The sequence below is a fragment of the Bradyrhizobium sp. 22 genome, from assembly GCF_000482425.1.
Lineage (GTDB): Bacteria > Pseudomonadota > Alphaproteobacteria > Rhizobiales > Xanthobacteraceae > Bradyrhizobium > Bradyrhizobium japonicum_B.
Genome location: NZ_KI519400.1, coordinates 904,247 through 926,511, shown reverse-complemented (window position 1 = coordinate 926,511; position 22,265 = coordinate 904,247). Strand labels below are relative to the sequence as shown.

The following is a 22,265-nucleotide window of genomic DNA, read 5'->3' as shown; positions in this document are numbered from 1 at the left end:
GCCCAGACCGGCCTCGACATCGGTCGCCAGCTCGGCGTCTTCAACGCCGGCCAGCCCGGTGGCACGATGCACTAGACCCAACGCGCAGAGGGCGGGCGAACGCCCGCCCTCCACGCACAAATGAGAATGGAAACCAGATGGCGGATTCAAACGCGTCGCAGCAATTCATCGTGCAGGGAGACCCGGTCCAATCCGGTGAGCTCAACGACCACTTGCAGCGTGAACCCGACGTGAAGCGAGTCGCGCAGGTTGCACCCGACGTCGTCATTCTTTCGATGACGAAGACACAGGCCGATCGCTTGAAATCGAGGTTTGCCACGCTCGTGGTTGAACCGGATTCGGCGCTGAAGCCGTTCGATGCCGACTGATTTCGGTGGGCAAACATTGGACACGCAAAACATCAAGGAGGCCGCAGATGGCCACGAGAGGAAAATCAGGACCTTCCGCGCAGGGCGAGCACGGTGCGAGCGAATCGGCGACAAACGGCAACGGCGCGCTTCCCGAGCATGGCGACAGCCCGTCACCGGCACGCGGGCAGGGGGCCGCAACGATCGCACCGCGCCCGGCGCAATTCATGATCGCGCCGCAGCAGCAACCCGGGCTTGCGACCTTCAGCATCGATTTTCTGACCCAGCAGCTCACCAGCAGCCCCGACATCGAAGTGGTGAAGACGGTGCCTGCGCCGCGCCTGTTCGGATTTCAGAGCGCGGATCTCGGGCAAGTGCCGCTCAGTCCGCTGGTCCTCGCCAAGATGACTCCCGACAAGGCCAGGGTGCTGCAGACCCAGGCGGGAGAGCGTTGCGCGGTGGAGCGTGACGAGCGGCTGACCTACATGCTCGACCCGACGACGCCGCAGCTTCCCAATCCGGGGGTGCTGACGCCGCTGGCCGACGGCTTCACTGCGACCATCGAAGTCCTGGGCCAGGACGGCCCGCTGCCCGGCGCCGAAGTCTACGTGTTCGGCAGCATGTGGCCGGCACAGGCCATCACCGACGCCACCGGCCGTGCCACGGTGACACTCCAAGGCGAAACTCCCGAGACCATCCGCTCGATCCTGGTCAAGCCGAAGATCGACTACTGGACCTTCTGGCTCGATCGTCCGCAGCTCGTTCCCAACAATGTCAACCGGATCGTCGTGCGGGCGCTCGGCGCAGTCTTGCGGAGCTTCCCCGGCCAGCAATTGACCGGTTGGGGTGAGCGCGCCATGGGCCTCGATCGTGTGCCGCCGTCCTTTGATGGCGCCGGTATCAAGATCGCGGTCATCGATTCCGGCCTGGCGCCGACCCATCGCAACCTGCGCGGCATTACGGAAGGCACCAGCATCGTCGGCAATGACAAGTCGGCGTGGACCGTCGACACGATCGGCCACGGCTCGCATTGCGCTGGGATCATCGCCGGCGGCCCCATCGGCTCCGGCGGCGGAATCCGCGGCTTCGCGCCCGCGGCTGAAATCCATGTCTGCCGCATCTTCCCGGGCGGCCGGTTCAGCGATCTCGTCTCTGCGCTCGATTATTGCATGGAGCATGGCATCGACGTCGCCAATATGAGCCTCGGTGGCGGCGAGCCTTCGCGGATCATCGAGGAACGCATCGTCCGCGCCAAGGAAAGGGGCATGGCCTGCATCATTGCCGCCGGGAATTCCTCGGGGCCGGTGCAGTTTCCGGCTTCGACCCCGCATTGCCTGGCGGTCGCCGCGTTGGGCAAGTGGGGCGAGTTTCCCGAGGACAGTTATCATGCGCAGCAAGCCCTCGACGGTTTCCAGAGCCGCGATGGATATTTTCCGGCCAAGTTCTCCTGCTTCGGGCCGGAGATCGACGTCTGCGCACCGGGTGTTGCGATCGTCTCATCGCTTCCCGCCGATGGTTTCGGTGCATGGGACGGTACCTCGATGGCGACGCCGCATGTCACCGGCCTGGCCGCGCTTGTGCTGGCGCACCATCCGGACTTCACCAAAGGCAGCTTCCAGAATCGCGATGCACGCCGGGTCGAGCGGCTGTTCCAGATCCTGAAGGAAACCGCGACGCCGCTGCAATTCGGTGACCCGAATCGTGCCGGCGCGGGACTGCCGAACGCGATGCGGGCGCTCGGCCTGGAAACCGGAATCGCCCCGGTTGCCGCCGCGGCGTCCGGAACCGATCCCTCGCTGGCAGCGCTGCGTCGCCTGCTTGGATTGCGGCCGGTCGAAGCGCCGAGCATGATTCCGGCGGGCGCGATGACGCCACAGTCCTTTGCTCCCATGCCGAACGGTTCGAGCCACGTCGCGCGCGGTCCGGCCCAGGTCGCCAATGGAATCGCCCCCATGATGATGGATCCCGATCCAGCTCAGATCCGGCAGCTCATGCACAAGGTCGGATTGCTGTAACGCGCGTCCTTGTGGCCTTGAACGCGGGGCACGGCAGGAGCTGTGCCCCGCGCGTTTTCTCACGCGGAGCGATCATTGCGACAGATTCAAGAAACCTCGGGATGTGCGATTTCGTACCAGCGAGGCTGGCATGGCGAGTGTGCTTCGTTTGGTGCTCAGGGCGACACCGCATGTCCTGTGTCGCCACCCCGTCAACCCCTCGTCGCAAAAATATTCCTCTTTACCGAAATTCGGAAATGGCGTATGTGTCGCCCATCCCGGCTCAACCAGGAGGGGCGATCTCGAGGTCGTCTTGATCGCGAGCCGGGCTTGCGGTGGACGCGGCAGCGTCGGCATGAGAGGTGCGGGCAGGGCGGGTAGTCCCTGTGAGTCCGTAACCGCGTGCGGACGACGGCGCTGCTAGGCTTCGTCTCGCCTGTAAGTTTCGCAGCTCCGTCGACAGGGCTGGAAAGACTGCGGCGAAAGGGCGGGCCGTGCGTACGGCAAAACCGTGTGGTCCTGGCCGTCGTTGCTACGGTCAAGCCTGTCGCGGAGATGTGCGCGATCCCAACCGGGCAGACGGCATCGTGAATTCGCGGGGCGAGGGAGGCCAGAAGGAAAGTTCGGCTCCCGGGAGAGTACGGCATAAGCCGTCCGACCACCGCGCAGGGAAGGCCGAGTGATCGGCACCACCTGTATGCTGCTGTGCGGTTCTTCTGCGTGTGCATTTTGCGCAGCGGACCGCGGGTGCGATGTCGGCACCCGGCCTTCCCTGCGCCCTCTTGGATTTGAGGGTGGAGTGATCAAGCAAAGCTCGGGCGAAAATCGTCGCGAGGCTGCGAAGTCGTGCCCCAATCCCTAAAGTCCCCTCACGGCCATGATCAGCGTGTGAGAGCCGCGTGATCCAGCACGTCTCCTTGGCCGCTTCGGCTCATGTCCTCGGCTTTGCCGGCATTCTGCTCGGCCTCGTACACGACGCCGATGGTCCGGAGGATGCTGGACGGATTGACGCTGATCGAGTCGATCCCAAGCCCGGCCAGAAACCGTGCGATCTCCGGATAGTTCGCCGGTGCCTCGCCGCAGATGCCGATATGGCGGCGGTTGCGCTTGGCGCCGTCGACGGCGAGTCTCAGCATTTCCAGCATGCCGGGATCGCGCTCGTCGAAGTCGAAGGCGACGATGTCGGAATCCCTGTCGACGCCCAGCGTGAGCTGGGTCAAATCGTTCGAGCCGATCGAGAAGCCGTCGAACAGCTCCGCGAACCGGTCGATCAGGATGACGTTGTTGGGAATCTCGCACATCACGTAGATCTCGAGCCCGTTCTCGCCCTGTTTCAACCCATGCTGGGCCATGGTCTGGATGACATTGCGGGCTTCCTCGACACGCCGGCAGAACGGAATCATGACCTTCAGGTTGGTCAGGCCCATGTCGTTGCGGACCCGCCGCAATGCGGCGCATTCCAGTGCAAAGCCCGCGGCATAGGCCGGGTGGGCGTAGCGGGCCGCGCCGCGGAAGCCGAGCATCGGGTTCTCCTCCCGCGGCTCGAAATCGGCGCCGGCTCTGAGATTGGCATATTCGTTGGTCTTGAAATCGGACAGGCGAACGATGACCGGACGTGGGAAGAACGCAGCCGCGATCGTACCCACGCCCTCCGAGAGGCGCTCGACGAAGAAGTCCGAGGGCTTCCTGTAGCGCCGGGTGATCTGCTCGATCAATCGCCGGTCCTTGGCGGATTTCACCTGCTTCGGCTTTGCCAGCGCCATGGGGTGAATGCCGATGTGCTGGTTGATGATGAATTCCATGCGCGCCAGGCCGACGCCGTCGTTCGGCATCATCGCGGTCTTGAAGGCCAGCTCTGGATTGCCGAGATTGACCATGATCCTGGTGCGCGGCTTGTTCAGCGCCGCGGTCGCGACTCGCTCGACGTCGAAGGGCAGGCGGCCGGCATAGACATGGCCGATGTCGCCTTCGGCACAGGATACGGTCACGTTGGCGCCGGTCTTCACCTTCCTGGTGATGCCTTCGATCCCCACCACGGCGGGAACGCCGAGTTCGCGGGCGACGATGGCGGCATGGCAGGTCCGGCCGCCATGCTCGGTGACGATCGCGGCGGCGATCTTCATGACCGGTTCCCAGTCGGGACTGGTGGCCGGCGCGACCAGGACCTCGCCCGGCTTGAAGGCGCGCAGATCCTGCTTCCTTCTAATCAGCCGGACCTTGCCGGCCGCGATCTTCTCGCCGACGGCGCGGCCTTCGCCGAGCACCGCCGCGGCATTCGGCTTGAGCACATAGTTCTCGAACGCCTCGGGCGTGCGGCGGGATGCAACCGTCTCGGGCCGGGCCTGGATGATGTAGAGCTTGCCGTCGGTGCCGTCCTTAGCCCATTCGACATCCATCGGTCGCGGATGTCCCGCCTTGTTCGAGTAATGGTTCTCGATGACGATTGCGCTCTCGGCGAGGCTGAGGACATCGTCGTCCGAAATGCAAAGACTCTCGCGCTCGCGGCGCGACGTCGGCACGTTGCGGGTGGTGGTGCGACTTCGCGCGTAGATCATCTTCTTGTCCTTGGCCCCGATCCGGCGCGACAGGACCGCGCGGAAGCCCGCGTTGAAGGTCGGCTTATGGACATAGAACTCGTCCGGCTCGACGGCGCCCTGCACGATGTTCTCGCCCAACCCGTAGGCGCCGGTCACGAACACCACATCGCGAAACCCGGATTCCGTATCGAGCGTGAAGATGACGCCGCTGGACGCGAGGTCCGACCGGACCATCTTCATCACGGCGACCGAAAGCGCGACCTTGAAATGATCGAAGCCGTTGTCGATGCGATAGGAGATCGCGCGATCCGTGAAGATCGAGGCGAAGCAGCGGCGGCAGGCCTCGAACAGCGCGCGCGCGCCGCGGACGTTGAGAAAGCTGTCATGCTGTCCGGCGAAGCTCGCGTTCGGCAGGTCCTCGGCGGTGGCCGAGCTGCGGACTGCCACCGCAACGTTCGGCCCGTATTCCTGCTCGAGCTGCCGATAGGCCTCCGCAACCTTCTGCCTCAGCTCGGCGAGGTCCGTCGCGGCGTACACGATGTCCCGTGCGGCGGCACCCCGCCGGGCGAGGTCCGCGATATGCCGCTTGTCGAGACCTGCAAGCAGCTTGCGCAACTCTTCCCAGGCGCCCTGCTGCAGCAGGGCGGCGCGGTAGGCGGCGGCCGTCAGCGCAAAGCCGTTCGGCACCGAGATGCCGCGCCGCGACAGCATCGAATAGAGCTCGCCGAGCGAGGCGGTCTTGCCGCCGACCATGCCGACATCGTCCAGGCCGAGGTCCTCGAACCAGCGAACGTAGGGGTTGTCGCTCATCTCTTTGCTCCGCATTGCAAGTCGAGGGTACCGGTCGGGACGCGATCCTCATCGGCAATGTGGCGGGAGGCGGGGTGTACGGTGTTGCGAAAGATCAATGGCGGCGTCAGCTAGGTTTCTTCGATCACCACTTGCTCGGCCAGCCGTTCGACATCCGCGGTCCGGCACAGCTCGGTGCCGGGATGGAGCAGGGCGGCGGCGCCCGCTGCCATGGCGTAGCGGAAAGCGGTGCCCAGATCGGTGCCGGAAGCGAGCCTCAGCACCAGCGCGCCAAGAAAGCTGTCACCGGCCCCGACGGCGCTCAGCGGCTTGATCGGCAGAGACTTCGCTCGCCATGTGCGGTCCCGGGTCACCAGCGCCGCGCCGAGATGTCCCATGGTCAGCGCGACGATCGATGCTTGCCGCATCTCGACGATGCGTCGGGCGGCCGCCACCCATTCACCGGCGTCCTGAGGCTCCGTTCCCGTCAATTCACGCATCTCGCGCAAATTCGGCTTGATCAGGTCGACGCCTTCGGCGACTGCCACGGCAAGCGCCGCTCCTGACGTGTCGAGAATGATCTGGGATCCGCGCCGCTTGGTGATCGCCGCCAGGCGGGCATAGAAATCGTCGGGTACTCCGCCCGGCAAGCTGCCGCTTGCGACGACATAGCGGGGAAAAGGATCGAGCGAGGCGACCAGCTGCAGGAACTCCGACCATTCGCGATCAATGAGTGTCGGCCCCGGAAGGATGAAGCGGTATTGCAAAGCAGTTGACTGCTCGTGGACGAAGAAATCCTCCCGCGTCTCTCCCGCGATCTGGAAGGTCTGGCTGTCGACGCTCTCCGCGTCGAGCAGGCGGCGCAGCAGATCACCCGTCCCGCCGCCCACCGGATAGATCGCGCGCACGCCGCGGCCGCCGAGCCGCTTGATCACGCGCGCGACATTGATGCCGCCGCCGCCAGGGTCGCGCCGCTGCGAGGTGCCGCGCAACTTCGCGACGGGAACGATCTTTTCGACCGAAGTCGACACATCGACCGCGGGATTGATCGTGACGGTGGCGATGTCCGGCATGACCTTGTCTGTATCCACTTGGAGTCAGAATATCGTCCCGCAATGATGGGCCAGCCTGGAGCGCTCATCTGCCTTCGATTAGCTTCGCAGGATATCCCGGCAGGGCAGCGCCAGTTTAATCTGGATCAAGGCCGATGTTGCGCCGTCGGTCGGTTGAAGAATCGAACCGCGGAGTCTTTGCCGCAAGGCGCGACTAGGAACTCCGGGCGCGCCCGGCGCTTGAATCGGCGGGCCAGAGTCGCCGTCGATTGCTGGCCTGCACGGCCCGCCTCCAAAGCCCCCATGCCCCCCAGGGTGGGCCGTGCGTCACCAGAGGAGACGCCATGTCCGACCCGACCGAGCAAGAGATCAGAGAACGCGCGCACCGCCTGTGGGAGCAGGCCGGCAAGCCTGAAGGCCGCGAGGACGAGTTTTGGCAGGCCGCCGAGCAGGAGCTGCGCAACGAGGACAAGTCCAACACGCTGCGGACGCCGGATACGTTGTGACCGACAAGGCCTGCCCATTCTGCCGGGGTCTGGGATGGGTCTGCGAAAATCATCCACTCCGGGCCTGGAGCGAACAGCTGGGCGGCTGCCGCTGCGGCGAGGGCATGCCCTGCACCTGCAACACGACCGAAGATCCGGAGATACGCGTGGTGATCGTCGAAGCGGACACGACGTGGCACTGAACCGGGGCGACCCGTTTCTCGTGCGACGCGGGCTGCGGCTCGGGGAACAGAGCATCCCGGACGGGCATTCAGTGTCTGAACAGCACGGGCTCCAAAAGATATCCCTTTCCCACGGCAGTGTCGGCGGTGGACGAGCAGAAGAAGCTAGAGCACCAGATCGAACTCGCAACGCGAGCGGCCGCGCTGGTCCGGGACGAAACCACCGGGCAGCGCTTCCGAAGCTTTGCCGAGGAGCTGAAGCGAAAGCTCCGGCGCATGATGCGGCGCGGCAAGGTGCGCGCGCGCGCCTACGAGCTTTGGGAGCAGGCTGGCCGGCCGGCCGGTCGCGAGCTGGAGTTCTGGCTCGAAGCGGAACGGCAGATCGAGGACGACCGCGAAGAACGGAAGGGTTCCGACGCGTCCTCGAAGCGATAGCAGCGAGCCCGATCCGGGCTCGATCACCGGATTTTTGCGAGGTCGTCAGGCCCGGGCTTGACTGGTGTCCACATTTTCGGTGCTGCGTTGCAATAGTGCGGCGCTTGCAACGAAAGAAAAGGCCGCCGGGTTCCTCACCCTGGCGGCCTCGAAAAGTCCGTAGCTGTTGATTGCCTCCGCAGCCTCGCGCGTACCGCCGTTACCTTGTTTGCGGCCATGCACGATGCTTGTAGGCCAGGGCGCGCGATTCGGCTGTGATCTGAAGCACACAATGGGAAAAGTATGATCGCGGCCAGCGGCGGCAATATGGATTGCTGCGCACTGACGATGTGGAGGCGGCGAGTGCTACCGCTCTCGTGCCCCGGACGCAGCGCAGTGTCGCTTCGACGGTGCGCTGCTGAGCCGGGGCCCATGTCGCCGCATCGTGCCGTATCGCCTTCCGGGTCCTGCTCGGCGCCGCAACGCCATAAGTGCGTTCACGCGCGTCTTCGACGCGCTATGCGCGTTGCAGCTTGTCCCGGACAACGGACTACACCCGATACCACGCCGCCAGATTCCACGTCGTGACGTCCCAGCCCGACATGTCGACCATGAGGTTGTTGACGTGGGCGTTGACGACGTTGCGAGAGAGCAGCGGCAGGAACACATGTGCCTCGCAGAAGATCTCGTCGACCTTGATCAGCAGCGTGGCGCGCTTGGCCGGATCGAGCTCGTTCTGCGCGGCCTTGTAGGCCTTGTCGGCTTCGGGATCCGACCAGCGCGAGATGTTGCGGCCGAGCCATTTATTCTCCTTGCTGGCGACCTCCCAGGAGACGCACTGGTTCAGGAAGCGCTCCGGATCGGGCTGCGGCTGCGTGGTGTTGTACATCTCCATGTCGGCATAGAATTTCGAGTAGGTGTCGGGGTTGCCGACGTCCGAGGAGAAGAACACCGAGGCGGTGACCGCCTTGATCTCGATCTCGATGCCGGCCTTCTCGCAGGCCTGCTTGATGATGGCCTGGGTCTTCTGGCGCGGCGCGTTGGTCGAGGTCTGGAACACGTATTTGAGCCTCTTGCCGTCCTTCTCGCGGATGCCGTCCGCGCCTTTCTTCCAGCCGGCCTCGTCGAGCACCTTGTTGGCCTTGTCGATGCTGAACTCGTATTTCAGCTTGGGCGACTTGAACTGCTTGGGTGCGTTGACGAAGCTCGCGGTGGCGATGCCGCCGCGGCCGTAGATGTATTTCTGGATCGAATCGCGGTCGATCAGCAGGTTGATGGCCCGGCGCACGGCAGGGTCGGACAGCGTCGGATGCTTGGTCTTGGCGTTCGAACGCTCGCCGTCGACCTCGGTCCACGGGTCGGTCGTGTTGAGGATGATGAACTCGACGTTGCCGGACGGCGTGATGTCGAGCTTGCCCTTGCCACCCGCCTCCATGCGCTTGAGGACCTCCTCCTCGACCTGCATGTTCCAGGCGAAGTCATATTCGCCGGTCTGCAGCACGGCGCGCGCCGCGGACACCGCATCGCCGCCGCCCTTGATCTCGAGCGTGTCGAAATGCGGCTGGTTCTTGATGTGATAGTCGGGATTGCGTTCGGCGCGGATCAGGTCGCCGGGCTTGAACTCGACGAATTTGTAGGGGCCGGTGCCGACCGGTTTCAGATTGGCCGGCGCCTCGCGCGACTTGGCGCCGGCATAATCGCCGAAATGATGTTTTGGCAGGATCGGGCCGACCGAGCCGACGAACGGGTCGGCCCAGAACGGCGTCGGCGCCTTGAAGGTCACCTTGACCGTATGGTCGTCGATCTTGTCGACCTTGATGTCCTTGTAGGATCCTGTGGTATAGGCCGCTGTCGCGAGATCGGCGGCATAAACCCAGGTGAAGACGACGTCGTCGGCGGTGAAGGGCTTGCCGTCATGCCATTTGACGCCCTGCTTCAGCTTCCAGATCACGCTCGTGCCGTCGGCGGCGAGGCCGCCGTTCTGCTTGGTCGGGACTTCGGCGGCGAGGCAGGGGACCAAATTGCCCTCCCTGTCCCAGCCGGCGAGCGGCTCGAAGAACACGCGCGAGGCCATCTGGTCCTTGGTGCCGATCGCGAAATGCGGATTGAGCAGGGTCGGGGCCTGCCAGAACAGCAGCTTCAGCGGGCCGCCGCCGCCAGCCTTGGTCGGCTTGTACGGCAGCGTGGCATCCGCCATCGCGACGTCGTGCCAGACCAGGATCTGGCTCGCGATCGGGGCCGCGATTCCGAGCGCGGCCACCTTTTGCATGAACGATCGCCGCGACAGCGTGCCTTGCTTCACCTGTCCGACCAGACCCCGGATTTCGTTCTCGTTCATCAGATGACCCCTCCACCTCGAAGACAAATCGTCGCTGGCAACCATCATGTTGCATCAGCCGCGAGGCGGCAATGCCGGCAATGCTGCCCTGCGACGAAATGACGACGTGGAGGGCCCGTGCGGGCCGGGACCTGGATCGCCGCCTGAGAAACCCAGGCGACGATCCAGTGCGAACTCAAGTGAACTTGGGGAAGTTCTAAGGCCGCGCCGCAACCCTAACGCGGTCACGCCTGGCATCAAGTTTCGTGATGTTGCTGCGGCCGCAGATTCGTTGCAGCCGCCACGCCATCGCCACACATGGTCCCGTGGACAGCCGGCATCGACCTGATGCTGGCCACGCAGCAAGACCCGAGTTCGCAGCTGAAACGCCGTGTTCGGCTACGCCAGCCCGCGAATGTCCGCTTGTCTCGAGCCGCGGCTACCGACATCATCGGGCGACTGGCCATCCTCGTCCGACAGGGGGCGCATGAAACGTTTTGCAAACCTGAAACGCCTGGGATTTTTCACGCGGCTGCTCGACGAGGCTCCGCCGGCGGACCGCTACCGCTTCGCGGCCGAGCAGATCGTGCACGCTGAGAAGGCGGGCCTTGATGCCGCGTGGATTGCGCAGCATCATTTCCACGAGCGCGAGGGCGGCCTGCCGTCGCCCTTCACCTTCCTCGGCTACGTCGCGGCGCAAACCTCGCGCATCCGCCTCGGCACCGGCATCGTCACGCTGCCGCTGGAGAATGCGGTGCGGGTAGCGGAGGACGCCGCGGTGCTCGATCTCCTCTGCAACGGCCGCTTCGAGCTCGGCGTCGGCACCGGCGGCAATCCCTCGGCGTTTGCCGCCTTCGGCCTCGACAGCGCCCAGCGCAACGAGATCTTTGCCCGCAATCTCGAGGTCGTCCGCACCGCGCTGGTCGGCAAGCCGCTCGCGGGCGGCGACACGATCTATCCGCAGCGGCCGCAACTGGACAAGCGGATCTGGCAGGCGACCTTCTCGGTGGCCGGCGGGGCGCGCGCCGGCAAGGCCGGCGATGGCCTGCTGCTCTCGCGCACCCAGCCGCGAACCAAGGAGGCGCCAAACGCGACCCTCGCCGAGATCCAGAACCCGGTGATCGATGCCTATCTGGACGCGCTGCCCAAGGGGACTGAGCCGCGCATCATGGCTTCACGCAGCGTCTTCGTCGCCGACGATCATCGAGAGGCCATGCGGCTCGCAGACATTGGTCTGCGCCGCGCGCTGCCGCAATTCCTGCAGGGCGGGCACGCCAAGCCGGGCGAGACACTGGAGGAGATGATCGCGGCGTTCGACACTCATGTCGGCAATGCCGATCACGTCATCGCCTCGCTGCGGGCCGATGCGACGCTTGAGCGGGTGACCGATCTCGTGTTCCAGGTGCATTCGGTCGATGCGCCGCACCCTCACGTCCTGCGCTCGATCGAGCTGGTCGCCGAGAAGGTCGCGCCGGCGCTGGGCTGGACCCAGACGGCGGGCGAAGTGGCGCTGGCGGTCTAGCCGGAATGGATGTGCTCGCGTTGCACCAAGTTATCTCGTATCAGGCCGACGCTGCTCGCGCGACCGGCTCGGCCGGCAGATCATCGCCGTTGGGGTCGCCCGGCGCGGTGGCCCAGGCCAGCTCCACCAGCGTCACGATGCGGCGGCCGCCGCCGTCGAGCTGGACCACGATCAGGCCCTGCTCCTCCATGTAGCCGAGCAGCCGCTGCGCCCGGCGCAGCGAATGCGAGCCGTAGGCCCGCGCGATCGCGGCATCGCCAGGGCAGGGCCAGCCCTCCTTGGCCGCGCGTGCGATCATCATGAACACGCCCTGCATGTCCTCGGGCAGAATCGACGCGCGCAGCGACACGTCCTGCCAGGCGTCGTCTTCGGTGAGATCGGTGCCAAGCCCGGCGCGCGCATGCGTCAGCATGCGGCGAAATTCATTGAGGTCGGGCACCGCCGAGCCGAGGCCCTCGATGCGGCAGCGGACCACGAACTCCTGGTAGAGCACGCCGATGGCGCGGAAGCCCGCGTCGGGCGCGGCGAGCACGGCCCGCAGCGTGCGGTCCACGCGCTCGCGCCGCTCGGCGAGCTCCTCGGCGCTGACCGGCACCTCGACCACTTCCGGCTGGATCACCGGGGCGGCGGCCTTCGCGGCACGAAGCTGCTCCAGCAGATCGGGCGCCGGCCGGCGCTGCGGCCGGCTGGCATCGGGCGGCGGCGCGGCCAGGATCACGGCGCGCGCATCTTCCAGCGTCGCTTCGGGCAGCGGCATCAGGCGCGGCGTCGAGTTGCGCGGAGAGGTGTCGGTCGGGCCGATGTTGAGACGCAGCGGACGGCGCGACAGCGCAGGTCCGAGCGCCATGAACTGCCCGCGCTCGAGATCGCGAAAGGCTTCGGCCTGCCGCCGCTCCATGCCGAGCAGGTCGGCGGCGCGCGCCATGTCGATGTCGAGGAAGGTCCGGCCCATTAGGAAATTGGAGGCTTCCGCCGCGACGTTCTTGGCGAGCTTTGCCAAGCGTTGCGTCGCGATGATGCCGGCGAGGCCACGCTTGCGGCCGCGGCACATCAGGTTGGTCATGGCGCCGAGCGAGAGCTTTCGCGCTTCGTCCGAGACTTCGCCCGCCACCGCCGGCGCGAACAGCTGCGCCTCGTCCACGACCACGAGCATCGGATACCAATGGTCGCGGTCGACGTCGAACAGGCCGCCGAGAAAGGCGGCGGCGCGCCGCATCTGGTTCTCGGCGTCGAGACCTTCGAGATTGAGCACGGTGGAGACGCGATGCAGTCGCGCGCGTTCGCCGGCAACCTGAAGGCCGCGCTCGGTGTGATCCTCGGCCTCGATCACCAGATGGCCGAAGCGCTCGGCCAGCGTGACGAAATCGCCTTCGGGATCGATGATGGCCTGCTGCACCCAGGGCGCACTCTGTTCCAACAGCCGCCGCAGCAAATGCGATTTGCCGGAACCGGAATTGCCCTGCACGAGGAGGCGGGTCGCCAAGAGTTCCTCGAGGTCCATGGCGGCCACGGCGCCCGCCGTGGTCTGCCCCATCTCGATCGCAACCGTCATGTCCCCGACTCAAGTCCTCGTCATTCGCGGACAGCGGCTTATCAATCCCATCGCGGCGCGTCGAGCGGCACGGGCTTGATCATTCGCGTTGCCCACGACGGCGTTCCGATTCGATGTGCCGTAGAAGTGAGGGACGACAGGGGATTTGCGGATCGTCCTCCCCATTCGTGGTCATTTCGGCGGCTTAGGCGCCGATTCCCGGCTTTGACGACCGGATTCGATGATGAAGATCAAACCAGCCTGACTGCAAGCCTGGTAGTCAGACGCATGAGCTTCGTAACCTTTCTCGCAGCGACCTATTTCCTGCTCGCCGTACCGGGGCCGACCAACACCTTGCTCGCGACATCGGGCGCGGGAATCGGCATTGCGCGCTCGCTTCATCTGCTCGTTGCGGAGCTTTGCGGCTATCTGCTGGCGATTGCCCTGTTGCGGCTCGCGCTCGGCCCCATCGTCGGCGACATCCCGGTCGCGGCGCTCGTGCTGCGCGTCGCGGTGACCTGCTATATTCTCTGCCTCGCCTTCATGCTCTGGCGGGTCAACACACGCGAGCTGCGCGATGGTGCACCGGTGACGTTCGGCCAGGTGCTGCTTGCGACGCTGCTCAACCCGAAAGCGCTCGTGTTCGCTTTCCTGCTCCTGCCGCTCGAGGCTGCGCCGCTCGAATTGCTGCCCTGGTTCGGCGCGATCGCGCTTCAGATTGTCACGGCCGGCGCCGCGTGGATCGCTCTCGGCGCAACGCTTGGCCGCGGCGCCCGTCGCCTCGGGCATCCCCATTTGGTCACGCGCATCGGCGCGGTCACACTGGTCGCCGTGACCGGCCTGATCTGGCTTCAACCTTTGCTGACGGCCTGAAGCGCCACGCCCGCTCGTAACGGGGCGCTTACTGCGCGCCGGAGCCGCCCTGCACGATCTTCTCGTTCAGCTTCTGGTCCACGGTGTCGACCGTGCGGTCGATCTCGGCGTTGGGCACGCCGAGTTGATGCGAGATCAGCTTCACCAGGAGGTCGACGCGTTCGATGAAGGGCGCGCCGCTTGCGACCGCCCGTGCGGCCGATGACGGCTTGAGCAGGCTCTCGGCGGCCTTGGCATATTTTGCGAACGGCACCTGGTCCTGCGGATCGGCGCCGAGGCGGCGCGCGATCGCGTCGACATGCTCGTAGATCGTCTGCGAACGCTTGAGGTCGCCGTGCACGGCGTCGCGGATCGACTGCGGCTCGTTCGGGGTGATGCAGCGGTAATTGCCGGTCAGCAGCATCGACCATTTCGCCAGCGGCACGAACAGGGAGTCGAATACTTTCAGCTTCACCGGAACGTCGTGGCCGTCGAGCGTCACCGCATCGATGTCGGCTTCGAGTTCGCGCAGCACCTTGTTGTGCTTGTCGTCGGCAAAGACCGACGCCTTGAAGTTGGTGGGCAGGCCGACATGCAGCACGTTGGCGGCTTCTTCCGGCGGGCGGAATGCCTGCGGGTCGGGCGAGCACAGCGTCACCAGCCCCGGCTCGAACCGCTCCCACACCTGCGCGTTGGTGTAGGCCTCTTCCAGATCCATGTCGGCGAGCGCCGGAATCCGCTTCAGATAGGGCAGCGGCGGCATGTTCATGATCGACAGGCACGGCAGCTTGGCCGCGGCGATCTTGACCATGAGAACGCGCACGGTGTGGTTGGTGTATTGCGGCTCCTGCATCGCAAGGCCGACCAGATCGTAGCGGGAGAGATCGACATTCTGCGGGGTCACCGCGTCGAGCTTGCCCGGAAGGTCGCGCGAGAAGATCGCCCGGTGCACCGCCTCGTCACGCAACTTGATGCGCACCTCGGTACCTTCGCGGTTGATCAGCTCCGCGGTCTTGGCGCGGCACACCAGGGTCACGTTGTGCCCGGCCATCAGCAGCTTCGTGCCCAGCAGGGAGCCGTAAGAAGCCCCGAGAATCAATATGTTGCGCGCCATGCTCCGTCCCTTTGACAATCTGTGCGATTTTTCAGCCCCGGCCGTCATCCGCGGGCGTTTGCCGGCATGTAAAGCGAAGTGCGCGGGGATGGCAACTGGGATAATGCATACAAGGCCGGCTGGGGCCGGCTTCTATTGGCGGTGATGCTCGAAGCTGGTGCAGAGCAGATCGACCTCCGCCTCCGCGATCGGCGAGCGGAACAGGCGGCAGCTGAGGCCGGCCGTCGCCTTGCTGTCCGAGGCGGTGCGCTCCTCCCGGAGGAAGATGCATCGCCTGCAGACGTCAGTGTGGTGCCGCTGCTCGGCCGAGTCCGACTGGTCCAGCACCTGCCGGAACGTGTCGCGGAAGCGGATCTTGACCTCGTCGTCGAGCCCGGCAATCGCCTCGACCAGAACGTTGACGGGATCGCGCACCAGGAATTTCTTGCCCTGCTGCGTCACGCTCAACATCACCGAGCGCTTGTCAGTGGCGGAGCGCTTCCGCTCGAGGTAGCCGAGCCGCTCGAGCTCTCCGATGATGAAGGATGCGGTGCCGCGCGTGGTGCCGACATAAGTTGCGAGCGCCGAAGGTGTCCGCGAGAAGCGGTTGGCGCGGGAGAGGAACCGCAGCGCCATCCACTCGCGGTCGCGCAGGCCGTGCCTGGTGCCTTCGAACCACAGGATACTTGCGGCCTGCTCCAGCAGTGCAATGGATTCGCGAGCCAAATTCATTTCAATTCCAAGCCGGATAAAGCTCTATTCAATTGAGCCTTTTGGAGCGCAATCTGAGTGGAGGAGATGAAGTCCCGCCTCGCCGTTCGTCCGTTGCCGGATGCGTACCGCGCGTGGGGAAGAAGCTCGCCGCTGGAACTTCCGGCCGTGGACCTAGGACGTCACACAGAAAGTTCGAGTAAATCGCACAGCTCAAATTGTTTGAAACTTTCAATCAAATGACGGCGGCTCGCACGTGATTGGGCACACGCGCGGCATTGGCAGCAGCGGCGCAATATGTTCGAGCTCTACGGCTTCGTTGCCGGCAGCTTTCTCGCTCTCACTTCGTCATCGCGCCATAGACGATGTCCTGCACTTGCTCGCGGTAATATTTCCGGAGCTCGCCCGGCGCCGCCGTTCCGACCACGACGACGAGACGCTCCCTGGGATCGCAGAAGAACTGCGTTCCGTAGGCACCGTTCCAGGTGAACTCGCCGGGGTTGCCGGGGACCGCTGACAGCCCCTCGCTGGTCCGGACCGCGACCGAAAGGCCGAAGCCGAAGCCGGCGCGATGCGGCTCGACCTTGGCCACGTTGTTCTTGATCTCGGGACCGAGATGGTTGGCCGTCATGTGATGCACGGTCTTGGGGGAAAGGATGCGCTGGCCGTCGAGCTCGCCCCCGTTGAGCAGCATCTGGCCGAAGCGGAGGTAGTCGCCGATCGTGGCGAACGCGCAGGCGCCGCCGCAGTCGAACTTGGTCGGCGTGTCCAGCAGCTTGATGGCTTGCGGCTTGCCGGTCAGCGGATCCTTGGCGAAGGGGCGGGCGAGGCGAGGGCGCTGCGCGTCGGTCGGGTGGAAGGTCGCGTCCTTCATGCCGAGCGGCTGCCAGACATTGGCGGCGAGATAGTCGCCGAGCTTCTGCTCGCTCACCTTCTCGACGACCGCGCCGAGCACGTCGATCGAAAAACCGTACTCGAACACGGTCGAGGGCTGGTGCGCCAGCGGCAGCTTGGTGATGCGGTCGATGAAGGCCTGGGTGTCGCCTTCGATCGCCGGAGCAATGCCGTCAGGGTATTGCCGCGCCACCGGGCTCGACGAGTCCGGACGGCCGCCATACATCAAACCCGACGTGTGCCGGTAGAGATCGTGGACGAAGATCGGCGAGGCCTGGGGCTCGAGCTTGAGCGAACCGTCGGCCTCGGTCACGCCGACCTTCATGTCGGCAAAGCCGGGATAGTAATTGGACAGCTTGGCCTGGAGCGGCAGCCGTCCCTGCTCCATCAGCGTCAGGCCCGCGACCGCCGCCATCGGCTTGGTCATCGAGGCCAGCGCGAAGATCGCATCGAGCGGCATCGGCGTGCCCTTGTCCGGATCGAGCAGGCCGTAGGCCTTGTAGTGCACCAGCTTGCCGTCCCGCGCGACGGCGACGACGGCGCCGGGCACGCGCTTGGCGGCGATCTCGCGCGCGAAGAAATTGTCGAGGCGTGCCAGGCCCGGCTTGGAAAAGCCGACGTCGTCGGGATTGGCTTCGGGCAGTGGCGCGGCGCTGGCCGTGCCGAAGGCGATGACGGCAGCCGCCGTCGCGATCATGGCGATCGTCTTGATCATTGCGTCCTCCCAGGCGAGCTCGTTATGCGGTGGCCCACGTGAGGCCTAGATCACGTCCGCTTCGACGCGAAGTCAAGCACGGGCGGGCATGACTGGGGCACCGGGAACGCCGGAACCTATCGTGCTTCGCCCGCGCGCCACAGCGCATCGAGGCCGTGCCGATAGGTCGGATGGACCAGCGCGACGCCGAGCTCGCGCTTCAATTTCGCGTTGGAGACACGGGCGCTGCTGGCATAGAAGCTGCGGGCCATCGGCGACATCTCGGCCGTCGCGAACGCCTCTTCCGGTGGTGGCGCCACGCCCATCAGCGTCGCGGCATAGGCGATCACGTCCTGCGGCGGCGCAGGCTCGTCGTCGCAGACGTTCCAGATGCCGCCGCTTTCGTGGCGGATGGCGGCCATGATCGCGCTGGCGATATCGTCGACATGGATGCGGTTGAAGACCTGGCCGGGCTTGATGATGCGCCGCGCCGTTCCCGCGCGCAGCGTCGCCAGCGCATTGCGGCCGGGACCATAGATGCCGGCGAGCCGCAGGATTGCGGCATTGCCGTGCGCAACGTCCATCCAGGCCTGCTCGGCGGCAATCCGCAGGCGCGCGCGGTCGAGCGTGGCCTGCGGCGGGGTGCTCTCGTCGACCCATCCGCCGCCATGGTCGCCATAGACGCCGATCGTCGAGAGATAGACGATCTTGCGGCGGCCCGCTGCCAGCACGTCGCCGAACGCCGCGATGGCGGGATCGCCGGTGCTGCCGGGCGGGATCGAGACCAGAAGCACGTCGGCGTCGCGCACCTGCTCGACCGTCTCGCGCGACGGAGCGCTGCCGGAAAAGGCGTGGAGCTCGATGCCGGCGAGGTCGTTCCGCTGCGCCGGATCGCGCACGCTGCCGGCGAGATGCGGGAAGCTGCCGCCGTGCTTGCGGACGAAATGCAAGGCGCTGTAGCCGAGGCCGAGAATGAAGAGGCGCATGGGTCTCCCTGAAAGCTCGAAGTTCCCGTCCGCGCCGTCGCGCGCCTTTCGCTCATAAGGGAATTTTGGGGCCGGCAAAAGATATTGCGATTTGTCTCGCCACCAGCCTCGGGCGATGTTCGCCTGTCACAGGGAGGCACCGATCATGCAGGCAGAAGCGCTCGCTTTGGCGCCGGCGAATGCCAGCGAGCTGATCCGGCGCGCGGCCGCGCTGATCTTCGACGTCGACGGCACCCTGGCCGAGACCGAGGAGCTGCATCGGCAGGCCTTCAATCATGCCTTCGCGCGCCACGGTCTCGATTGGCAATGGGGCCGCGCCGTCTACAAGGAACTGCTGCGGGTGACCGGCGGCAAGGAACGCATGCGCGCCTACCACGCCCGGCTGCCGATCGCTCCGCCGCTGCCGGATGCGGACATCGTCGCGCTTCACCGCATCAAGACCGCGCATTATGCCGAACTGGTCGAGACCGGCTGCTGTCGCTTGAGGCCCGGCGTGATCGAGCTGCTCGCCGCGGCGAAGGCACGCGGCCAGCGGCTCGCGATCGCGACCACGACCTCGCACGGCAACATCGATGCGCTCCTGTCGCAGGCGCTGGGGGCGCGCTGGCCGGCCGAGTTCGATGCCATCGTCGCCGGCGACGACGTCAGGCACAAGAAACCCGCGCCGGACGTCTATCTCGAAACGCTGGCGCGGCTGCAGCTGGGCGCGGCCGGCTGCGTCGCCATCGAGGATTCTGCCAACGGCCTGATCGCGGCCTCACGCGCCGGCATTCCTGTCCTGATCACCCGCAGCATGTTTTTCCGCGACGAGGATTTCAGCGCGGCACGGTTCGTGCTGGATGATCTGTCGGAACTCGACGCCGCCAAGCAAGAAACCGAAAAACAACCCCATGCACAGTAGAACGCGCCCGCCTGTCCGGCGCCGTCAGTGGACCCGGTGGCTCGTCCTATCGTCCTCAGCCTGCTCGACAATCTGCGCGATCGGGCTGGACTGGTGATGCACCAGGCGCCAATCGTCGCCGACGCGGCGGAAATGGTTCGCGGCGGCCAAGGCGGTGCCGTCGACGATCTCGATGCAGAGTACGCGGGCGCTGTCGCCGTCGACGATCGCCTGCGGTTCTGCGCAGACGATCTGCGGCCGCTCTGGATTTTGCAGGATGTCGCGCCAGCTTCCGATCACCGTGGCGCGGCCGACGATGGCGGGCCAGCCGGGATGGATGCAGGAAATGCCGTCGTCATCCGCCCACATCCGTTCCATGCCGGCGAAGTCGCCTGCTGAAAACGCGGCGTAGAAGGCCGCGTTGGCGGCGATGATCTTGCTGTCTCTTGCCATCTCTCCCGGGTGGGGCAACGACAGACAAAAATCAAGCGCGACTTCCGTTCGACGTGGCGTTCAATTTGGACCGCAGTGCAGCATTGTGCGCTTGTGCTCAAGCCGAGACCAGCGACTTCACCGCCCGCCGCGCGCCATCCTGGTAGAGACGGCCGAGGGCCGCGGCGACCGCCTCGCGCAGGCGCGGCTCCGCGCCGAGCGGTCCGAACACCTTCTCCACGGCGAGCAGCGCCGGCGCGAGCCGCTCCGCGACGGGCCCCGCCTCGCGTGCCAGCTGTGCGAACTCGGCGGCAAGCGGATCGCGCACGTCGATGGCGCGGCCCTGTTCGTCCGTTGCGCTGACGTAGCGCATCCAGCCGGCCACCGCGAGCGCATGCGTTGCGATCGGCAGATTCTTGGCGAGGCGGTCCCGCATCGTGCCGAGCAGGCGCTGCGGCAGCTTCTGTGAGCCGTCCATCGCGATCTGCCAGGTGCGGTGATGCAGCGCCGGATTGGAGAAGCGCTTCAGCAGCGAGGCGCGATAGGCGGCGAGATCCGTGCCTGATGGCATCGTCAGCGTCACCGCGGCCTGCTCCATCACCTGCGCGGCCAAACGCGCGAAATGCGGATCCTGCATGGTGTCGGCGATGGTCTCGTAGCCTGCGAGATAGCCGAGATAGGCCAGCGCCGAATGGCTGGCGTTGAGCAGCCGCAGCTTCATCAGCTCGAACGGCTTGACGTCGCTGACGAGCTCGACGCCCACAGCGGCAAGATCGGGCCGGCCCGCCGTGAAGCGGTCCTCCACCACCCATTGCGTGAAGGGCTCGGTCATGACGGGCCAGGCGTCGCGCAGGCCCAGCGCGGATGACACCGCGTCCCGGTCGGCAGCCGTGGTTTCAGGAACGATACGGTCGACCATGGTCGAGGGGAATGCGGCATTGTCCGCGATCCACTTGCCGAGATCCTTGGAGCGCAGCGCGGCAAACTGCGTCACGATCCGCTGTGTAGTGTGGCCATTGGCGGCGAGATTGTCGCAGCACAGCACGGTGAAGGGCTTGGCTCCGAGCGCGCGCCGCCGCGCCAGCGCCGCGACGATGAAGCCGGGTGCCGATCGCGGCGCGTCCAGATTGTTCAGGTCATGCACGACGTCAGGGTGCCGCTCGTCGAGATCGCCGGTCTGCGGCGTGTGGCAATAGCCCTTCTCGGTGACGGTGAGCGAGACGATGCGGGTGGCGGGATCGGCCATCCGCTCGACCAGGGCCGCCGGCTTCTCGCGTGCGACGACACTGTCGAGCAGCGCGCCGATGACGCGGTGCTCGGTGCCCTCCGCGGCGCGTACCGCAACCGTGTAGAGATGATCCTGCGGGGCGAGGGCGTCGCGCGTGTCCGGGCTGCGCAGGCTCGCCCCGACAATGCCCCAGGATGGGCTGCCCGTGGCAAGGCAATCGTCGATGACGACGGCCTGATGCGCGCGATGAAACGCGCCGAGACCCAGATGCACGATGCCGGGCGTGACGCGCGAGAGGTCGTAGGCCGGGCGGCGGACGGCCGGCGGCAGCCGGTCGAGATTGGCCCTGGCAAGACGCGCTGAACCTGGGCGCATGGACGTCTCCCCTTTGCTTTGCCGCTGCTTGACATGGCGTCCGGATCGGGTCAATGCTCTGGCCAATTGGTAAGGCCAATTTTCCAAAATTGGCGGGCCGCGGGCGGAAAGTCCCGCGTGACCCTTTCGGGAGGACCAGCGTGCCGCTGGAAGCTGTGGAGGCGAGACGGCTCTATCGCCAGGTCGCCGATCAATTGCGAAGCCTGATCGACAGCGGCGAGTACGCGGTCGGCAGCCGTTTGCCGACCGAACGTGAGCTCGCCGAGCAGCTCAAGGTGTCCAGGCCCACGGTGCGCGAAGCCCTGATTGCGCTCGAGGTCGAGGGGCGGCTGCGCATTCGCGTCGGCTCCGGCATTTATGTCATCGAGCCTGCCGCAAGCGCCGCGCCGGCAGCCGCGTCCGTCATCGAGGGGCCGTTCGAGCTGCTGCGCGCCCGCGAATTCCTGGAAAGCGCGATCGCCGAAGAGGCCGCGCGCGTGGCGACGAAGGACGACATCGCCCGCATCGACGCCTCGCTGCTCGCGATGGAGAAGGTTGAGCATCCCGGCGAAGCCTCCATGGTTCACGACCGCGCATTCCACGTCGCGATCGCCGGCAGCCTCGGCAATGCCGTGCTGGTGCGCGTGGTCGGCGAGCTGTTCGACCAGCGCCTCAATCCGTATTTCGCGCAGCTCGCGCATTATTTCGAGAATCCGGGCACCTGGCGCACCGCGGTAGACGAGCATCGCGCCGTGCGCGAGGCGATCGCGGCGCATGATCCGCAAGCCGCGCGTGAGGCGATGCGGGTCCATCTGGTGAGATCGCAGGAGCGCTTCGCGCAGAATTTCGGTGCCGAGAACGCGGCCGCGCCGTCGTCGGGAGCGAGCCGAAGCGAGCGCGCCCCGGCGAAGTCGCCAAAACCAAAACCGAAAAAGCGCGCCACGGGCAGCAGCGCGCGGCGGCGATGAGAT

The 22,265-nt window shown here is 65.9% G+C and carries 19 protein-coding genes; 9 read left to right on the top strand and 10 right to left on the bottom strand.

Features of this window, described 5'->3' with window-relative positions; genetic code table 11:
- Positions 1–137: 137 nt before the first annotated feature.
- Complete coding sequence (locus K410_RS0129825) at positions 138–368, top strand: hypothetical protein (protein WP_028138273.1); 231 nt, start codon at positions 138–140, stop codon at positions 366–368.
- Positions 369–415: 47 nt separating this feature from the next.
- Positions 416–2,362, top strand: a complete 1,947-nt coding sequence (locus K410_RS37445) for a S8 family serine peptidase (protein WP_049820382.1) — start codon at positions 416–418, stop codon at positions 2,360–2,362.
- 860 nt (positions 2,363–3,222) lie between these two features.
- Here the strand turns inward: K410_RS37445 and ppsA are convergent.
- Positions 3,223–5,688, bottom strand: coding sequence for a phosphoenolpyruvate synthase (gene ppsA, locus K410_RS37440; protein WP_049820459.1), 2,466 nt, complete (start codon positions 5,686–5,688; stop codon positions 3,223–3,225).
- Between the two features lie 110 nt (positions 5,689–5,798).
- A complete protein-coding gene (locus K410_RS0129810) occupies positions 5,799–6,740 on the bottom strand; it encodes a 1-phosphofructokinase family hexose kinase (RefSeq protein WP_028138272.1) in 942 nt (313 codons plus the stop codon).
- A 323-nt stretch (positions 6,741–7,063) separates the two neighbouring features.
- On the opposite strand from K410_RS0129810, the gene K410_RS37435 reads away from it, so the two are divergent.
- The 3 genes from K410_RS37435 (at position 7,064) to K410_RS0129795 (ending at position 7,821) form a co-directional block, all read left to right on the top strand.
- Positions 7,064–7,225 (top strand): DUF2934 domain-containing protein, encoded by a 162-nt coding sequence (locus tag K410_RS37435; protein ID WP_080672312.1) that lies wholly within the window; start codon positions 7,064–7,066, stop codon positions 7,223–7,225.
- A complete protein-coding gene (locus K410_RS0129800; protein WP_028138271.1) occupies positions 7,222–7,407 on the top strand; it encodes a hypothetical protein in 186 nt (61 codons plus the stop codon). Before K410_RS37435 ends, K410_RS0129800 begins: the two co-directional genes overlap by 4 nt.
- Positions 7,408–7,533: 126 nt before the next feature.
- Positions 7,534–7,821 carry a DUF2934 domain-containing protein gene (locus tag K410_RS0129795; protein ID WP_028138270.1) on the top strand — a complete coding sequence of 96 codons (288 nt, stop codon included), beginning with the start codon at positions 7,534–7,536 and terminating at the stop codon, positions 7,819–7,821.
- A gap of 529 nt (positions 7,822–8,350) precedes the next feature.
- On the opposite strand, the gene K410_RS0129790 is transcribed toward K410_RS0129795, so the two are convergent.
- Positions 8,351–10,138: a peptide ABC transporter substrate-binding protein gene (locus K410_RS0129790; protein ID WP_028138269.1), complete on the bottom strand. Its 1,788-nt coding sequence runs from the start codon at positions 10,136–10,138 to the stop codon at positions 8,351–8,353.
- 466 nt (positions 10,139–10,604) lie between these two features.
- Here K410_RS0129790 and K410_RS0129785 point away from each other — a divergent pair, with 466 nt between their 5' ends.
- On the top strand, positions 10,605–11,639 hold the full coding sequence (locus tag K410_RS0129785; RefSeq protein ID WP_028138268.1) for a putative FMN-dependent luciferase-like monooxygenase: 1,035 nt from the start codon (positions 10,605–10,607) through the stop codon (positions 11,637–11,639).
- Between the two features lie 40 nt (positions 11,640–11,679).
- Here the strand turns inward: K410_RS0129785 and K410_RS0129780 are convergent, their stop codons facing one another.
- The gene (locus K410_RS0129780) at positions 11,680–13,191 is read right to left on the bottom strand and encodes a helicase HerA domain-containing protein (RefSeq protein ID WP_028138267.1); all 1,512 of its coding nucleotides are present in this window, start codon (positions 13,189–13,191) and stop codon (positions 11,680–11,682) included.
- Positions 13,192–13,458: 267 nt separating this feature from the next.
- Between K410_RS0129780 and K410_RS0129775 the strand changes: the two genes are divergently transcribed.
- On the top strand, positions 13,459–14,043 hold the full coding sequence (locus K410_RS0129775; protein ID WP_028138266.1) for a LysE family translocator: 585 nt from the start codon (positions 13,459–13,461) through the stop codon (positions 14,041–14,043).
- A gap of 28 nt (positions 14,044–14,071) precedes the next feature.
- On the opposite strand, the gene K410_RS0129770 is transcribed toward K410_RS0129775, so the two are convergent.
- The 4 genes from K410_RS0129770 to K410_RS0129755 form a co-directional block, all read right to left on the bottom strand.
- The gene (locus K410_RS0129770; protein WP_028138265.1) at positions 14,072–15,136 is read right to left on the bottom strand and encodes a ketopantoate reductase family protein; all 1,065 of its coding nucleotides are present in this window, start codon (positions 15,134–15,136) and stop codon (positions 14,072–14,074) included.
- Positions 15,137–15,268: 132 nt separating this feature from the next.
- Positions 15,269–15,847: a MarR family winged helix-turn-helix transcriptional regulator gene (locus K410_RS0129765; RefSeq protein WP_028138264.1), complete on the bottom strand. Its 579-nt coding sequence runs from the start codon at positions 15,845–15,847 to the stop codon at positions 15,269–15,271.
- A 319-nt stretch (positions 15,848–16,166) separates the two neighbouring features.
- Entirely contained in the window at positions 16,167–17,435 is a 1,269-nt protein-coding gene (locus tag K410_RS0129760; protein WP_028138263.1) for a serine hydrolase domain-containing protein, read from the bottom strand.
- A 116-nt stretch (positions 17,436–17,551) separates the two neighbouring features.
- Positions 17,552–18,400 carry an SDR family oxidoreductase gene (locus K410_RS0129755; protein WP_028138262.1) on the bottom strand — a complete coding sequence of 283 codons (849 nt, stop codon included), beginning with the start codon at positions 18,398–18,400 and terminating at the stop codon, positions 17,552–17,554.
- A 145-nt stretch (positions 18,401–18,545) separates the two neighbouring features.
- Here K410_RS0129755 and K410_RS0129750 point away from each other — a divergent pair, with 145 nt between their 5' ends.
- Positions 18,546–19,301, top strand: a complete 756-nt coding sequence (locus K410_RS0129750; RefSeq protein ID WP_049820458.1) for an HAD family hydrolase — start codon at positions 18,546–18,548, stop codon at positions 19,299–19,301.
- 24 nt (positions 19,302–19,325) lie between these two features.
- On the opposite strand, the gene K410_RS0129745 is transcribed toward K410_RS0129750, so the two are convergent.
- Both K410_RS0129745 and K410_RS0129740 read right to left on the bottom strand, forming a co-directional pair.
- On the bottom strand, positions 19,326–19,733 hold the full coding sequence (locus tag K410_RS0129745; protein WP_028138260.1) for a nuclear transport factor 2 family protein: 408 nt from the start codon (positions 19,731–19,733) through the stop codon (positions 19,326–19,328).
- A gap of 97 nt (positions 19,734–19,830) precedes the next feature.
- Positions 19,831–21,315, bottom strand: coding sequence for a mannitol dehydrogenase family protein (locus tag K410_RS0129740; protein ID WP_028138259.1), 1,485 nt, complete (start codon positions 21,313–21,315; stop codon positions 19,831–19,833).
- Positions 21,316–21,455: 140 nt separating this feature from the next.
- Here K410_RS0129740 and K410_RS0129735 point away from each other — a divergent pair, with 140 nt between their 5' ends.
- Positions 21,456–22,262, top strand: a complete 807-nt coding sequence (locus tag K410_RS0129735) for a FadR/GntR family transcriptional regulator (RefSeq protein ID WP_028138258.1) — start codon at positions 21,456–21,458, stop codon at positions 22,260–22,262.
- Positions 22,263–22,265 lie beyond the last annotated feature (3 nt).